This is a genomic window from Paraburkholderia xenovorans LB400 (assembly GCF_000013645.1).
Taxonomy (GTDB): Bacteria; Pseudomonadota; Gammaproteobacteria; order Burkholderiales; family Burkholderiaceae; genus Paraburkholderia; species Paraburkholderia xenovorans.
Window position 1 is genome coordinate 2583975 of record NC_007952.1, and the last position, 16392, is coordinate 2600366.

At 65.3% G+C, this 16392-nt stretch carries 12 protein-coding genes; 4 read left to right on the top strand and 8 right to left on the bottom strand.

What is annotated here, in order from left to right; translation table 11 throughout:
• Nucleotides 1-35: 35 nt before the first annotated feature.
• A complete protein-coding gene (locus tag BXE_RS33375) occupies nt 36-1511 on the bottom strand; it encodes an efflux RND transporter periplasmic adaptor subunit (protein ID WP_011492540.1) in 1476 nt (491 codons plus the stop codon).
• A gap of 10 nt (nt 1512-1521) precedes the next feature.
• Nucleotides 1522-2838, bottom strand: a complete 1317-nt coding sequence (locus tag BXE_RS33380) for a TolC family protein (protein ID WP_040124473.1) — start codon at nt 2836-2838, stop codon at nt 1522-1524.
• Between the two features lie 159 nt (nt 2839-2997).
• On the opposite strand from BXE_RS33380, the gene BXE_RS33385 reads away from it, so the two are divergent.
• On the top strand, nt 2998-3915 hold the full coding sequence (locus tag BXE_RS33385) for an NAD(P)-dependent oxidoreductase (protein ID WP_011492542.1): 918 nt from the start codon (nt 2998-3000) through the stop codon (nt 3913-3915).
• A 151-nt stretch (nt 3916-4066) separates the two neighbouring features.
• Here the strand turns inward: BXE_RS33385 and BXE_RS33390 are convergent, their stop codons facing one another.
• The 3 genes from BXE_RS33390 to sauS all read right to left on the bottom strand — a co-directional run bounded on the left by BXE_RS33390 (nt 4067) and on the right by sauS (nt 8684).
• Entirely contained in the window at nt 4067-5449 is a 1383-nt protein-coding gene (locus tag BXE_RS33390; RefSeq protein ID WP_011492543.1) for an MFS transporter, read from the bottom strand.
• Between the two features lie 131 nt (nt 5450-5580).
• Nucleotides 5581-7242 carry an AMP-binding protein gene (locus BXE_RS33395; RefSeq protein WP_011492544.1) on the bottom strand — a complete coding sequence of 554 codons (1662 nt, stop codon included), beginning with the start codon at nt 7240-7242 and terminating at the stop codon, nt 5581-5583.
• Nucleotides 7239-8684 carry an acylating sulfoacetaldehyde dehydrogenase gene (gene sauS, locus BXE_RS33400; protein WP_011492545.1) on the bottom strand — a complete coding sequence of 482 codons (1446 nt, stop codon included), beginning with the start codon at nt 8682-8684 and terminating at the stop codon, nt 7239-7241. The genes BXE_RS33395 and sauS overlap by 4 nt, the downstream gene beginning before the upstream one ends.
• 204 nt (nt 8685-8888) lie before the next feature.
• Between sauS and BXE_RS33405 the strand changes: the two genes are divergently transcribed.
• Nucleotides 8889-9653, top strand: a complete 765-nt coding sequence (locus BXE_RS33405) for an IclR family transcriptional regulator (protein WP_011492546.1) — start codon at nt 8889-8891, stop codon at nt 9651-9653.
• Nucleotides 9654-9662: 9 nt separating this feature from the next.
• Here BXE_RS33405 and BXE_RS33410 read toward each other — a convergent pair whose 3' ends face one another.
• Together BXE_RS33410 and BXE_RS33415 are read right to left on the bottom strand one after the other, a co-directional pair.
• Nucleotides 9663-10973 carry an MFS transporter gene (locus BXE_RS33410; protein ID WP_011492547.1) on the bottom strand — a complete coding sequence of 437 codons (1311 nt, stop codon included), beginning with the start codon at nt 10971-10973 and terminating at the stop codon, nt 9663-9665.
• Nucleotides 10974-11142: 169 nt separating this feature from the next.
• Entirely contained in the window at nt 11143-12798 is a 1656-nt protein-coding gene (locus tag BXE_RS33415; protein ID WP_011492548.1) for a GMC family oxidoreductase, read from the bottom strand.
• Between the two features lie 204 nt (nt 12799-13002).
• On the opposite strand from BXE_RS33415, the gene BXE_RS33420 reads away from it, so the two are divergent.
• Together BXE_RS33420 and BXE_RS33425 are read left to right on the top strand one after the other, a co-directional pair.
• The gene (locus BXE_RS33420; protein ID WP_040124471.1) at nt 13003-13839 is read left to right on the top strand and encodes an IclR family transcriptional regulator; all 837 of its coding nucleotides are present in this window, start codon (nt 13003-13005) and stop codon (nt 13837-13839) included.
• A 130-nt stretch (nt 13840-13969) separates the two neighbouring features.
• On the top strand, nt 13970-14722 hold the full coding sequence (locus BXE_RS33425) for an IclR family transcriptional regulator (RefSeq protein WP_011492550.1): 753 nt from the start codon (nt 13970-13972) through the stop codon (nt 14720-14722).
• 38 nt (nt 14723-14760) lie between these two features.
• Here the strand turns inward: BXE_RS33425 and BXE_RS33430 are convergent, their stop codons facing one another.
• On the bottom strand, nt 14761-16287 hold the full coding sequence (locus BXE_RS33430) for a PLP-dependent aminotransferase family protein (protein WP_011492551.1): 1527 nt from the start codon (nt 16285-16287) through the stop codon (nt 14761-14763).
• Nucleotides 16288-16392 lie beyond the last annotated feature (105 nt).

The window sequence follows — 16392 nt, forward strand, 5'->3', positions numbered from 1 at the left end:
GCGGCACGTGCCATGCGCTTCATGGCGCCGAACGGCTACTCTTCCTCGACACTGCCCTTTCCGAGCTCGGCCTTGAGGACGAAACTGTTCGAGGCGGCATACTGTTGCCCCGGCCGGAGTCCTGTCACGACTTCGACGACCTTGTCGTCACGGCGCCCGGTCTGCACGGCCTGCGCGACGAAACCGCTGCGCGAGCGCACGAAGACGGCGGGCGAACCGTCGATGTCCTGCAGCGCGTCGGCCGCCACGGCAAGCGGCACGCTCTGTCTGCCGGCGTCTACCGACACATTGACGAACATGCCCGGCCGCCACGCTCCGTCGGGATTGGGCAATACCACCCGCGCCGGCGCAGTGCGGGTCTGCTCGCCGAGCAGCGCGCCGACATAGGCAATCGGGCCGCTGGACTTCGACTCGAACGCGGTGGCGCTGACGGTGGCGGCGCGGCCGACCCGCACGTCGTTCAGGCGCTGGGCCGGCACCGCCATCTCGGCCCATACGGAGGAGAGATCGGAGAGCACGAAGAGCCGGGCATCGGCCGCGACAGCCTCACCGGGCGTCGCATGTTTCTCGACCACGGTGCCGGCGAACGGCGCGCGCAATTCATAACGGTTCAATGCGCCGGCCGCCGCCGGCGCATTCAGCGCGGCGAGCTTGGCGCGGGCGTTCTGCGTGGCGATTTCGGCTTCGCGCAATTGAACCTGCGCCTGCAGATAGTCCTGCTCGGCGGAGATGCGTTCCTGCCACAACGTCTTCTCGCGCGCATACGAAGTTCTCGCCGCGGCGAGCCGGCGCTCCGCGCTCAGCAGTTCGCTCCTGCGATCGGCGAGATCGGTGCTGGCAATGACCGCCAGCACCTGCCCCTGCTCCACGTTCTCGCCGGCCGATACGCCGACCCGCTCCACGATGCCCGCCACCCGCGGCACGACGTGAGCCGTGCGATCCTCGTTGAACCTGATTTCGCCGGGAAGCTGGAAGGCGGTGAGAACCTGGGCAGGACCGGCCTCGCCCAGGCGAATCCGCGCCGCCTCGATTTGCGCCGCACTGAGCGCGATCGCACCATCGGCCCGCGAAAAAACGAATGACACGGATTGCTCGCGCCACCTGAGTTGAATGGCCGCATCGAATACGTGAGGCATGCCGACCGGTTCGGCGGACGTCCACTTCTGGCCTGCGCGCACGAACCGGAGCGGTAGCGTCGAACCGTCGTAGCGAGTCATGGAACCCGACACGGCCACGTCTTTATCCGCGGGCTTGCCCTCGACAAGCGGATGGACGACGAGGCGTGCGTCCCCCGGCTTTCCGGACAGAACGATTTCGACGGACAGGGCACCTTCCGTGAGAACGGTGCCACCATGCCGGCCAGGCGAAGTCTGAGCACTCGCCGGTGTGTCGGCGGCACCCGCAGCGCCTGCGCCATTCGACGGCTCGCGCGTGAGCGCAAATGCGGCGAGCGCGATGCTCACGCTACCGAGGGTCGCCACGGCGGCGATGATGAGTTTTCTGCGCGGCATGACGGATCCTTCAAGGCAGGCGTGGCGTCGAGTCAGCAACGTCGTTCAGGGGGACGCCGACAAGCCGTCCGATATCGGCATAGGCAAGGTGCGCATCCGTCAATGCCTGCACGTATTGCGACTGGCCCTGGAACAACGTGCGCTGCGCGTCCAGCACATCCAGAAAGCCGAACTTGCCGAGTTCGTAGCCGCGCGACATGGCATCGAGCGCCTCGCGCGCGGCCGGCAGCACATCGGCTTTCAGGCGTCGCGCCTCCAGGCTCGACCTCTCGTAATTGGCGTACGCCTGCGTCAATTCCAGTTGCAGGCGGGCCGTTTCACTGTCGAAGCCGGCGCTCGCCTTGCCGGCTTTGTGAACGGATTCGAGCAGCGCGCCCTTGTTGCTGTCGAAAAGCGGAAGCGGAATGGACACGCCGACCACCGCCTGGTTGCCGGGAACGCCGCCCGTCACGACCCGCTTCATGCCGACGCTGAACGTGACGTCGGGGATGCGCTTTGCGCGCTCCACGGAAATGGCGGCGTTGGCCCGAAGCGTCTCCGCCTTCGCCGCTCGGGCAAGCGGCGCGTCGGACAGCTGAGGCAGGAGTTGGGCGAGCGAGCCGACCACCGGCACGCTCTCGATGTCGCCGCTAACGGGGCGTCCTCGCACGAGCGGACTGCCCGTCACGTTCACGAGCTTCTCCGCCGCAATCGTCAGCCGCGCGGCGGCGTTGGCCAGTTCGATCTGAACTCCGGTCGCGGCGACCCGCGCCTTCGTCGCCTCGACCGGCGACACCTTGCCCGCCCGCGCGCGTTTTTCCGCCAGCTCCGCCGACCTCTCCGCGATATCGGCGGACTCCTGCGCGACCCGCAACTGGCGTTGCGCCGCAAGCAATCCGTAAAACGCGGCGATGACGTCCGAGCGCAGCGCCGCCGCGCGCGCGTCGAGCGATGCGAGCGCCACTTCACGCCCATAGGAAGCGACGTCCAGCCGCGCCTGACGCTTGCCGCCGAGCTCGACGGTCTGGTTGAGGAGCGCCGTCGAGGTGCGCTCGGTTCCGCCGAACCCCTCCTGCAGCAGCGATAGCTGCGGATTGGGCCGGGCGCCCGCCTGCATGAACGCGCCGCCCGACGCATCCACGTCGGCACGCGCGCCGCGCAGCAACGGGTTGTTCCCGGCTGCGATGCCGAGCGCCTCGTCGAGCGGCAAGGCAGCGCCTTCCTGCGCCGGGGCCTGTCCTATCGACGGCGCGGCTGAAGAACCCGGCGCCAGGGGCGCAGCCGTTTGTCCGAAAGCCGTGCTCACCGCAGCAAGCGCAAGGACGGCAGCAAGGTTGCGGGTAAGCATGGCTATGTGAGATGTTGACCAGGTGCGACCGATGCTACGGCGCTGCCGCAGTGCCAACATGGTAGAAATATGAGATTTTTGTCATCTTCGGCGCCGGCCGGACGGCCGCGCGCCTCATAATTACCGCACCCCAAACCCAGCCCAGTCTACGGAGCCCCAATGAATCATCCGACAGCACAGCCCGCCCCATCCACCGTTCGCCGTGTCGCGTTTCTCGGTCTCGGCGTGATGGGCTATCCGATGGCCGGCCATCTCGCGAAAGCAGGCCTCGACGTGACCGTGTACAACAGGACCGCCTCGAAAGCGCAGCAATGGGTGGCCGAGTACGGCGGCCGCGCCGCCGCCACGCCCCGCGAAGCCGCGGACGGCGCCGATCTGGTCCTCGCCTGCGTCGGCAACGACGACGATCTGCGCAGCGTCACGCTCGGTGAGAACGGCGCGTTCGCCGGCATGGCGCGGAATACCGCGTTTGTCGATCACACCACGGCCTCGGCGAACGTGGCGCGCGAACTGGCGGAAGTCGCGGGCCAGAAAGATTTGCATTTCATCGACGCGCCCGTGTCGGGCGGCCAGTCCGGCGCGCAGAACGGCAAGCTGACAATCATGTGCGGCGGCGAGCCGGCCGTCTTCGAACAGGCGTCGCCGGTGCTCGCGCACTATGCGGCGGCCGTCACGCTGGTCGGCGCCGTCGGTGCCGGGCAACTGGCGAAAATGGTCAACCAGATCTGTATCGCCGGCGTCGTGCAGGGGCTCTCCGAGGCGATCAACTTCGGCCAGCTCGCCGGCCTCGACATGCCGCTCGTGCTGGAGGTGATCGGCAAGGGTGCGGCAGCGAGCTGGCAAATGGACAATCGCGGCAAGACCATGATCGACGGCAAGTTCGATTACGGCTTTGCCGTCGACTGGATGCGCAAGGACCTCGGCTTCTGTCTGGATGAAGCAAAGCGCAATGGCGCGTCGCTGCCCGTGACCGCCCTCGTCGACCAGTTCTATGCGGACGTGCAGGCGCTCGGCGGCAACCGCTTCGACACCTCGAGCCTGATCTGGCGTTTGCGCGCGCTCAAGCCGGCCAGGTGAGCCCAAGGCGGGCGCGCCCGTAGGCGGCCGCCCGCCACCTTGCTTCAGTTGTTGCCGGCTTCGGTTGCCGGCTTCGGTTGCCGGCTTCGGTTGCCGGCTTCGGTTGCCGGCTTCGGTCGCCGGCTTCGGTTGCCGGCTTCGGTCGGTTACCTCACTTGCGCCACCGCAATGGCCGGCGCAAGTGATGGCGCTCCAGCCGAACCGCCGCCCCCGCGTGCAGGAACGACGGCATGCCGCCGAGCTCCGCGCCGGCGGCGCGCTCGCGCTCCTCGTCGGCCTCGACGGTCTTGCCGGTGTCGATGAATAGCGCCGCCACGATACCGACCGCGAGCAGTCCCGCGGAGATATTGAACGGCACGTTGTAGCTGCCGGTCTTCTCGATCAGAAAGCCGAACGCCACCGGCGAGATCATCCCCGCGACACCGAAGCCCGTGTTCATCATGCCGCCGGCCGTGCCCGCGTACTTGCCGGCAATGTCGAGCGGCAACGTCCACAGCACCGGGTTGGTGATTTCCAGGAAGAAGAACGAAGCCGACAGGAACCACACGGCGGTGAGCGGATCGGTAGCGGACACCATCGGCAGCAGAAACACCAGCGAGCCGCCCATGCCCACCACCAGCACCGCACAGCGCGCAAAGCGCAGCCGGCCGGTGATCTTGTAAAGCTTGTCCGACACGACGCCGCCGAGCGTGTCGCCGACCACTCCCGCCAGCAGCGGCAGCGCGGTGAAGAGCGCCAGTTGCTTGAGATCGAAGCCTCGCGATTCGCGCAGATAGGACGGCAACCAGGTCAGATAGACCCACAGCAACCAGCCATAGCAGAAGTCGACAAAGGTGACGAGCCACATCCGGCGCACCAGTTTGCGCCACGGCGTGGCCGCGTGTTTGGCGCGGTCGCAGTCGCCGGCGCGGTAGCCGATTTCCGCGGTTTCCTCGGGTGTGATGCGCCGGTTCTGTTCCGGCGAGTTGGTGAACACGAACAGGTAGAGCACAGTCCAGGCGAGGCTCGCGATGCCGAGCAGAATGAATGCATCGCGCCAGCCGCCCGTGGCCACCACGGCCAGCACCAGCGGCGGCGTGACCGCGCCGCCCAGGCGCGCGAAACTGTGGGTAATGCCTTGTGCAAAGCCGCGCTCGGCGACCGGCATCCAGTAGGTGAAGGCCCGCGTCGCGGTGGGAAACGCCCCGCCTTCGCCGACGCCGAGCGCGAAGCGCATCAGGACCAGCATCGTGACGCTGCCGGCAAAGCCGGTGGCCAACGTGGCCACGCCCCAGATCAGCGAGAGCACCGTCAGCACCAGTTTCGGCCCGAACTTGTCGGCGAGCCAGCCGCCGATAATCTGCATTGCCGCATACGGATAAGCGAAAGCCGAAAACACCAGTCCCAGTTGAACGGTCGTGAGACCCATCTCGTGACGAATCAATGGGCCGGCCACGGCAATGTTGACCCGATCGATGTATGAGATGAAATACATCAGGCACATGACCGCCAGGATGATATGGCGTGTCTTGACACGCCGGATACGCGTTTCCATGCTGTCTCCTGTTTCTCTCTTATGTGTATCGACCACGGCCATGACCGGCCGTCCGATTTACCGCGATGCGACTCAAGACATGACTGCTTCGCGCTGACTGCCGCTGGCCGCCGGCCGCCGGCCGCGCGCCATCAGCCGGGCACCAGCTTCAGGCGCTGCACCTTGCCGGAAGGCCCGCGCGGCAGTTCGTCGACGAACCGGAACTCCTTCGGCGTCTTGTAACGGCCGAGTTCGCGCATGCAGTGTTCGCGCAAGTCCGCCGGGTCGGGCGCGGCCCGTCCGTCGCTCAGGCGCGGCACCACGAACGCCACGATCTCCTGACCGTAAGCCGGGTCGGGCACGCCGACCGCCGCGGCATCCAGCACATCGGGATGCCGCAACAGCGCTTCGTCGATCTCGCGCGGCGCAATGTTTTCGCCGCCCTTGATGATCAATTCCTTGGCGCGGCCATTGATGTAGAAATAGCCGTCCGCGTCGCGATAACCGAGGTCGCCGGTGCGCAGCCAGCCATCCGCCGTAAACGCCGCCGCCGTCTCTTCGGGCCGCTTGTAATAGCCGCCCATCACCTGTTCGCCGCGCAACACCAGCTCGCCGCATTCATTGGCGGCGCACTCGCGCCCTTCACGGTCGATCACCCTCGCCTCGCCGCCCGAAGGCAGGCCGACGCTGCCCACGCGGCGCCGGTTCATTTCATAGGGATTGCTAAAAACCGGCGCGGCGGTTTCGGTCATGCCCATCGTTTCGATCACGCCGATCCCGAAGCGCGCCTCGAACGCGCGATGGTGATCGGCGGGCAAGGCCGCCGACGCGCTGCGGCAAAACTTCAGCGCCGACAGATCGTAGGTGCACGTTTCGTCGGCATTGAGCAGATACGCGACGATGGTCGGCACCACGTTGATCCACGTGCAGGCATGAAGCGCGACGTCGCGCCAGAACGTGCGCGCCGAAAAGCGCGACGTCATGACCGCCGAGCCGCCATGAAAGAGCGGCGCGAGCAGCGTCACCACAAGCCCGTTGATGTGATACAGCGGCAACGACGCCAGCACGCGATCGTCGGCCGTCAGCCGGTGTTCGGCGCTGATATTGCGAGCATTTGCGACCAGGTTGCGATGCGTCAGCAAAACGCCTTTGGGCGTGCCGGTGGTGCCCGAGGTGTACATGAGCAGCGCAACGTCGTCCGCGGCCGGTTCGTGCGTTGGCGCGGTGTCCTCCTCGTGCCGTGCGCCGCGCATCGCGAACGCATGTGCCGCTGCGGCAGCAGCGGAGCCGCTTGCGATCCGCGCGCCGGCTTCAGCCAACGCAGGCTCGCGCTTCGTGAGCACAGGCGGCGCCGCCTGCGCCGGTTCGGTGCCGATCAATGCGATCTCGCGGCTGAGCCCGGCGTCGCGCAGTTCGGCGACGGCGGTATCGATTACCGCTTGCGTATCGCGCGCGGCGAAAATCATCCGCGTGTCGGAATGGTCGACGATATAGCGCACCTGCGAGGGCTGGCAAAGCAGATTCAGCGGATTCGCCACGAGCCCGCTATACATGGCCGCGAGCAACAGACGGGCGGTCTGGATGCCATTGCCCATGAACACCGAAACGACGTCGCCGGGTTGCAGGCCGGCCTGCCTGAAACGTGCCTCCAGCACGCGGCAGTCGTCTCGCAACTCGCGAAACGTCAGCACGGTCGCGCGCCGGTCGGGGGCCGCCGGTTCATCGTCGTCGGATGCGGCCAGCAGAAAGGGCTTCTCCGGATATTGCGAGGCGCGCTCGTCGATCAGCGCGCGAAGGGTGGCGGGCGGGTTCATCGGCCGTACCTCGCGAAGAAATCGCCGAGCAATTCGTCCGTCTCCGGCACGCGCTCCTCGATCGGATAGGCGACCCGCGTGGTGTTCAGATAATGGCGAAAGCCCAGATTCCCCGAGAAGTTGTTGCGGCCCCACGTGCCGCAGCCCATCGACAGCGAGAACGGCAAGCCGTTATCGAAGTTGCCGCCGGTGGCGAGACAGTGCGCCTGATTCACGATCACGCGCGCAACCGGCAACGTTACGCCGAGCCGGACCGCTTGCGCGGGATCGGCCGAATGCAATCCGACCGAATGACCTGCGCCCATGTACGCGTAAATGTCGCGCACCACGTCGGCCGCGGCAGCGAAATCGGCGGCACGATACACGGCAAGAACCGGTGCGAGTTTCTCGCCGGAAAACGGATAGTCGCTGCCCGCGCCGGCTTCTTCTACCATCAGGAAGGCGGGATGACGCGCCGCGATGTCGTCCAGACCCGCCACACGGGCGATCACCTCGGCGGACTTCGCCGTGCATTGTTCGGAGAGCTTGCCGTTGGCCCACATCGCCGCCTGCAAGCGGGCCTTCTGCGCGGCATCGAGGAGCACGCCGCCGCACGCGGCCAGCTCGGCGAGCATCGGCGCATAGACCGCCTCTTCGATCACGACGCTGTTTTCAGACGAACAGCTCGTCGCGTTGTCGAAGGTTTTCGAGCGCAAGATCTTGCGCGCCGCATCATGCAGATCGGCAGACGCCGTGACGATCGAGGCGACATTGCCGGCGCCCACGCCGAATGCGGGCGTCCCGCTTGCATACGCCATGCGTACGTTCGCCTGCGAACCCGTCGCCACGACCAGATCGCACTGCCGCATCAGCGCGGCCGTGGCCGCCTTGCTGATCGGCGCGGGCAGCATCTGCACGAGGTCGGCGTCGATACCGGCTCTGGCGAATTGCGCGTGAATGAATTCGATCAGCAACGCGCAGGACGAGTGGCCTTTGGGCGATGGCGCGACGATTACCGCATTGCCGCATTTGAGCGCGTTGACGATCTTGTTGGCCGGCGTGGCAGCCGGATTGGTGGACGGTGTAACCGCCGCCACCACGCCGACGGCGCGCGCGATCTCGACGATACCGCTCGCCTTGTCCTCCGCGATCACGCCGGTGGTCTTCTGTCCATGCAGATCGCGCAGCAGGCCGAGCGTCTTGCGATAGTTCTTGCGGAACTTGTCGTCGGCGTTGCCGAGGCCCGTATCGTGTACGGCGCGCTCCGCCAGTTGCCGGTTGCGCTGCGGTTCCATGATGGCCCACGCTGCTGCTGCGGCGGCCGTGTCGAGCGCCTGTTGTCCCGCGTTTTCGAAATCGCGCTGCGCCGCACGCGCCCTCGCTACGAGCGGCGCAACGATGCGTTCGGCTTCATCGTCCGCACGGTGTGCCGCGACTTCGGCGCCGGTGGCTCTGACGTTCATATGAGTTCGCTCCGCTTGAGTGGATGGATTGCAGTGCTATCAATCTAGCCAGCCGCGCCTCGAGCGAAGTCCCGTTTTTTGAGCTATCCATTGCATTACGGTCGTCAGCATCGGAAAACGCAAAATTCGGTACTTTCCATAGTCCCGAAAAGCAATGAAGTCGATGCAAAATCAACCCTGTGATTACGCCGCCGCGGAAGTGGGATGTCGACATCAAACCAGTCGAATGCAGCTGCAGTGCGAGCCTTTCGCGTTCTCGAAACACTCGCCGAAGCGGGCGGCCCGCTCTCGATGACGGAACTCGTCAATGCGCTCGGCCTGCCCAAGCAGACCGTCCACCGGATCCTCGTGCAACTGATGGATGCGTGGCTCGTCACGCGCGGCGCCGGCGACCGTCTCTATGAATGCTCGCCGCGCGTGCGCATGCTCGCCGTCAACGTGTTGATGCATGCGGGACCGGCGGCCGCTCGCCACGTGCTGCTCGAACAACTGGTGGCGAAAATCGGCGAGACGTGCAATCTGACCATGCTCTCCGGCAACGACGTGGTGTATGTAGACCGCGTCGAAACCGGCTGGCCGCTGCGCATGCACCTGCAGCCTGGCTCACACGTGCCGCTGCACTGCTCGGCGAGCGGCAAGCTGCTGCTGAGCTTTCTGCCGAAAGACAGACGCGAACGCGTGATTGAAACGCTGCCGCTGCGCGGTTATTCCGAGCGAACGATTACCGACCGCGACCTGTTGCGCAAAGAACTGAGCACGACACGGCGCCGGCTGCTCGCGATCAACAATCAGGAACATCTGCAAGGGTTGATCGCGATTGCCGTGCCCGTCATGCTCGATCGCAATCGCGCCTGCGCGGCGATTGCGGTGCAGGCGCCGGTGGGCCGGGTCACGCTCGACGATCTGCTCGCCTTCGTGCCCGATCTGCGTCATGCCGCGGAAGAGACGGCGAAAACGTTTCGGGAATGACGCCGCGGGTCACGACCGCGCATGGACGACCGCATCGAACGCACCGGCCCGCTTGCGTTCGATCGCCCGCACCGACAGCGCCGATATCAAGGCCGAGAACAACACATACGCGCATACGGTCCACGGTTTGCCGCCGTTCAGCCGCATCAGGATCGTCGCGATGATCGGCGTGAGCCCGCTCGCGAAGATGCCCGAGAACTGATAGACGAACGAGATACCCGTATAGCGCACTTCGGCGTCGAACAGTTCGGCGAACAATGCCGCCTCCGGACCGTACACCATCGCGTAGAAGATGCCAAAGGGCACCACGATCGCAGCCCAGATCAACAGCGTGCTGGCCGGCTGCATTTCGATAAGCCAGAAAGCCGGAAACACCGACACACCGCAAATCAGCGAGCCCCAGAAATAGACGCGCGCGCGGCCAAGCTTGTCCGACATGCTGCCGAACAGCGGGATGAAGAAGCACATCACGCCGGCCGCGATCATCACGCCGAGCAATGCGTCGGTGCGGCTCATCGAGATATGTTGCGTGAGGTAGCCGATCGAGAATACAGCGAAGATATTGAAGAACACACCGTCGATATAGCGCGCGCCCATGCCGAGCACCACGGCACCGCGATAGCGCGTCATCATGTCGATGAACGGAATCTTTGCCTCGCGCCGATTGCGTTTGAGCGCGATGAATTCGGGCGTCTCCATGACCTTGGCGCGAATATACAGGCCGATCAGAACCAGACCGAGCGACGCGCCGAACGCGATCCGCCAACCCCACGACAGAAACGCCGCTTCGGGCAGCAGACGCGAGAGGCTCGCGACCATTCCGGATGCAAGGCATAGCCCGATCGACAAACCAATCTGCGGCAGGCTCGCATAGAGACCGCGTTGAGCGGGAGGCGCATATTCATAGGCCATCAAAACCGCGCCGCCCCATTCGCCGCCGAGCCCGATACCTTGCAGCACGCGCAGCGACAACAGCAGGATAGGCGCCCAGATGCCGATCTGCGCATAGGTCGGCACGAACGCGACGCCTGCCGTCGAGATTCCCATGATGATCAGCGTCAGGATCAGCGCCGATTTGCGGCCGATACGATCGCCGAAATGGCCGAATATCACGCCGCCGAGAGGCCGCGTGACGAAACCTACCGCAAAGGTCGAATAGGCGAGCAGCGTCGACACCAGCGGATCGTTCGCGGGAAAGTAGAGCTTGTTGAATACGATGCCGGCCACAACGCCGTAAAGAAAAAAGTCATACCATTCGACGGTTGCGCCGATCACGCTGGCGAACGCAACACGGCGGATAGCGCGGGGATCGATTGCCATAGCAGCAGCTCCTCAATGGACAGCCATGCCGCCTGCGTCCGCAGGCGGCCAGCCGATAACCCCAGTTGTCTCCTCCGGGGCGGTTTATGTGCAGCCGCGGCCGTCCATTCATCGGACGACTCGCGGCTGCGTATTGCGGCGGACAGTGCCCGCCGTTGTATTGCGCCTGCTACGCGGCCACTTTCGCCGCGGGTGTCGTCTCGACTCCACGATCGACACCGCTTGCGTCGTGCAGAATCATGTCCGACGCCTTTTCAGCCACCATCACGATCGGCACGTTCGTATTGCCCGACACGAGCGTGGGCATGATCGAGCAATCGACCACGCGCAGCCCCTGTGTGCCGTACACGCGCAGGCGCTCGTCGACCACCGCGAGCGGATCGCCGGCCGTGCCCATCTTTGCTGTACCAGATGGATGGAAAATTGTCTGTCCGTACTCCCGGCAGAAATCCAGCAGTTCGTCGTCGGTCTGCGCATGCGCGCCTGGGCGCAACTCGCGTTTCATCAGCGCGGCCATCGGCTCGGCGGCCGCGACGCGGCGCGCGAAACGCACACCGGCGATCGTCGTGCGCCGGTCCAGATCGGTGTCCAGATAGTTCGGCTGAATGGACGGCGCTTCACGCGGATCGACGCTGCGAATGCGCACCACCCCTCGCGATTGCGGCCGCAACTGGCAGATCGAGTAAGTGCAGCCGGGAAAGTCATGAACATTGCCGCCGGCGGAGTCCGCCGACAACGTGGAGAAATGAAACTGGATGTCCGGCGTCGCCGATTCCTCCGGCAACGCCCGGCAGAACATGCCGCCCTGGTTGATGCCGACCGCGAGCGGGCCGCCGCGCATCAGCGCCCATTGCAGGCCCATTCTGGCGCGCCCGGTCCACGAGCGCAGCAGATCGTTGGTCGTAATCGGTTTGGTGACCTCATAGATCAGCCGGATTTGCAGATGGTCCTGCAGGTTTTCGCCGACGCCCGCGCGATTGGCCACCACGGGAATCCCGAACTCGCGCAGCAATGCCGCCGGTCCCACGCCGGACAGTTGCAGCAATTGAGGCGACTGCAGCGCGCCGGCAGTCAGGATCACTTCGCGATCGGCGCGCACTTCCCGCAACTCGCCGTGTTGCCGATACTGCACCCCGCAGGCGCGGGTTCCCTCGAACAGGATTTTCGAGGCCATCGCATCGGTTTCCACCCGCAGGTTCCTGCGTTGCCGCGCGGGCTTCAGATAGGCGACGGCGGTCGAGCACCGGAAGCCGCGGCGGGTAGTCAGCTGATAGTAGCCGACGCCCTCCTGATCGCCCGTATTGAAGTCCTCGACGGTTTCCACGCCTAACGAATTCGACGCCGCAATGAACGCATCGACCAGCTCATGCCGCTGTTTGATGGTCGAGGCCCACAGTGGGCCGTCGACACCGCGCGTGGGCCCCTCGCCCAATTCGTTGTGTTCCAGCCGCCTGAAATACGGCAGGCAGTCTTGCCAGCCCCAGCCGCGATTGCCGAGCCGCGCCCAGTGGTCGTAATCGTCCTTCTGCCCGCGCACGTAGATCAGGCCATTGATCGAACTGCTGCCGCCCAGCGTGCGGCCGCGCGGCCAGTAGAGCCGGCGATTGTGCATGTTCGGATCGGGATCGGTATAGAAGCCCCAGTTATAGACCGGGTGAAACATCGTCTTGCCATAACCGATGGGGATATGAATCCACATGAAGCGATCGGCCGGGCCGGCTTCGAGTAGACATACCGAGTAGCGGCCGCCTTCGGAAAGCCGGTTCGCGAGCACGCAACCCGCCGAACCCGCGCCGACGACCACAAAGTCGAATCGGTCTGCCATGTGATGTGTCTCCTGCACGTTTTATAAAAACCGGTATGTTTCGTTGAAATTTATGTTCAGCCCATTTCCTGTTCAAGAAATTCCCGCTAATATCGGCCCATGTGAAACAGAAACAGCGTTTTTTGTTTCACTTTTAGCAATTGCCAACCGGCCTGCGCAATGTACGTGGACGCTGGACATTCACTGATCCGAGCAAGGAGGTGTATGCAAGCACGCTGCCCGTCCTCACGCAGCGAACCCGTGGCCGAGGACTCGCGGGCTTTGCGCGCATTGGCCGTGCTCGAACAGCTCGCGGCCGCCGGGCAGCCGTTTTCGCTCTCGCAACTCTCGCTGCGCCTGCGCATCCCCAAGGCGACGCTGATGCGTTTGATCGAGTCGCTCGAAGCGCAGGGTTACGTGACTCATCTGCCTGATTCGCGCGGCACGGACCGCGGCATCACGCTAGGGCCGAAAGCGGCGCAGCTCGCGCTCACCACGCTGTCCAACAATACGTTCGGGCGCGCCTGCCGTTCGCTGCTGCGCTCGCTCGTCGACGCGCTCGGCGAAACCTGCAACCTCACCGCCCTGGATCACGACACCGTGCTCTATCTGGAGCGCGTGGAAACCACCGAACCGCTGCGGCTACATTTGCAGCCCGGCACGCGCGTGCCGTTGCACTGCACCGCCAGCGGCAAACTGTTCCTGTCGCAGATGCCGCCGGCCGAGCGCCGCCTCGTGCTCGCGAGGCTGACGCTGGAGCGAAGAACGCAAGGCACCCTGACGGAACTGAATCTGCTCGGCGCGGAACTCGACCGCCTCGCGGTGCGCGGTATCGGCATCGACAACGAGGAACTGGTTCGCGGCATGGTGGCGGTCGCGGTGCCGGTGCGCGACGCGGCCGATGGGCATGTGCTTGCGTCACTGGCAATTCACGCGCCGACCGCGCGCGCGAGTCTGAACGACCTGCTGAAGACCGTGCCGAAACTCAAGGACGCGGCGCTGAAGCTCGCCCCGCTGTTATCCGCGGGCCCCTTCACGGAGCACGCGCACCATGAGCGTTGAGGCTTTTCCCATGAGCGAAGCATTCGATCCGGCGGATTCCTCCGCCGGCGTCCTCCCCGGCGGCGCGAAGGCCGGACGGCCCGAAGCGCGGTTGTACAATGGCGCCGATCCATTTTCCGGAACGGCAGGCATGACCAAAGCGGATACTCCGACGCTGCGCGCGTTTGCGTTGCTAGAACACCTCGTCAACTCGGACGGCCCGGTGTCGCTCGCCGATATCGCACAAGACGTGGCGCTACCCAAGGCATCGCTGCATCGCATGCTCGCTTCGCTGGAAGCCGGCGGGCTCGTGATCCGCGAACCCGGTCAGAAGAACGCGTATGTGATCGGCCCGCGCCTCGCGCAACTCGCGTTGGGGGTGATGATGCATTCCGGCGCGCGGCGCCTGCGTCACGCGATTCTCGCGCGTCTGGTGACCGATCTCGGCGAGACCTGCAATCTCACCATGCTGCACGAGAACGAGGTGCTGTATCTCGACCGGATGGAAGCGCCGTGGCCGTTGCGCCTCGATCTCAAACCCGGCTCGCATGTGCCCGCGCATTGCAGCGCGAGCGGCAAACTGTTGCTGGCCATGCTGCCGCGCGAACAGCGCTCGGCACTCGTGCGCGCGCTGAAACTCGAACGCTTTACGCAGAACACCATCACGGATCCCGAATTGCTCGAAGCGGAACTCGACCGGACCGCGCACAAACGCATTGCGATCGATAACGAGGAGTTTCTGGCGGGCATCGTGTGTGTGGCGGCGCCGGTCGTAGACGGGAACGGCACCTGTATCGCGGCGGTCGCCGTGCATGCGCCGGTCTCGCGCGCGCCGCTGTCGCGTGCGCTCGAATTCGTGCCGCGTCTTCAGGAAGCCGCGCGGGAACTCGCAGCCACCTTCTGACGCGAGCCCCCACCCGCCGTACCCGGCGCGGCGCGCGCTCATAGCGCCGGCTTCTGCTTGCGCACGAGTTCGGCCAGCAGCCGTACGCCGGCGTCGATCCTGTCGAGCCTGATCGCCGAGAAGCCCATGCGGAAGCAGTGGTTCTGCTCCAGTCCGTTCATGAAGAACACGCTGCCCAGCTCGATCAGGATGCCGTGCTGTTCGGCGTCGGCGGCCAGGCGCCCGGCGTCGAGCCAGGGCGGGCCTTCCACCCAGCACGACGCCCCGCCCGTAACCGGAATATAGCGCGCTTGCGGCATGTACCTGTCCAGCGCCGCCGTCAGCGCCAGCGCGCGTTCGCGGTACGCGTGGGCCAGTCTGCGCAGCAACGCGTCGTGATGACCGAGCGCGAGAAACGTCGCGAACGCACGCTGGATGTACGCCGCCGGATGCCGCACCATCAGGCGGCGCAGCGCGCGCAACTCATGCACCAGTTCGCGCGGCCCCACGATATAGCCGAGCCGCAAGCCGGGCGCGAAGGTCTTCGACAGACTGCCGATGTAGATCACGCGGTCCGCCTTGTCCAGACTCTTGAGCGCCGGATGCGGCAGGCCCGAAAAGTTGTTCTCGCTTTCGTAGTCGTCCTCGATCAGCACGAAGTCATGCTCCTGCGCGAGTTCGAGCAGCGCATGCCGGCGATCGATCGGCATGGTGGCGGTGCTCGGGCACTGGTGACTCGGCGTCACGTAGACGTAATCGCATTGGGCAAACAGCTGCGCGTCCTCGACGGGCCGCACGCCGCCCTCGTCCACCGGCAGCGGCACCAGTCGCGCATTGCGGTTCTCGAAGATATTGCGGGCGTCCGGATAGCCGGGGTTCTCGAATCCCACCGTGGTGCGCTCGCGCGCCAGCAGATCGGCGACCAGATATAACGCCTGCTGACAGCCGATCGTGATGACGATCTCGTCCGGCATCGCAAACACGCCGCGCCGTGGCAGCACGCGCGTGCGGATCTGCTGGATCAGCGTGTCGTCGTCGCGGCCGATCAGATCCGGCGCCCAGTTGCGGATCTCCATCACCGAAAGCGCCTTCATGCAGCATTCGCGCCAGTCGTTGGTCGGGAACAGCGACTGGTCGAACTGCCCGTAGACAAATGGATATTCGTAGTCCTGCCAGTTGCCCGGCTTGACGATATTGCGCTGCGCGGACGGCCGCCGTTGCACGCGCTGCGCCCAATCGGGCCGCGTGGGCGCCGCTTCGTGCTCGCGGACGGGGACCGTCTGCATCGGCCTGAAGCCGTGGCGGCCCTCCAGCATGGCCGGATTGACGAAGTGCCCGCTGCGTTCGCGCGAAATCAGATAGCCCTCTTCCACGAGTTGCTGGTACGCCAGCACGACCGTATTTCTCGCGACGCTCAACTGATCGGCCAATTCCCGGCTGGACGGCAACGCGGTTTGCGGCGGCAGTTGGCCGTCCAGAATCGCGGCCACCAGCATCTGGCGAATCTGGCCTTGCAGGCTCATGTTCGAGTCGCGCGGACGCTGAAAACGCTGCGTCCAAAGGGCCGTCGCTGTACGGCTAGACATGCTTCCTCCTCAGGTGAACAGACCACGCCAGCCTGCGCGGCGCCGGGCGAAACGGCCGCCCGGCGCGAGCGCGGTCATGACGCGGGCCGGCCAGAGCGACTTCCA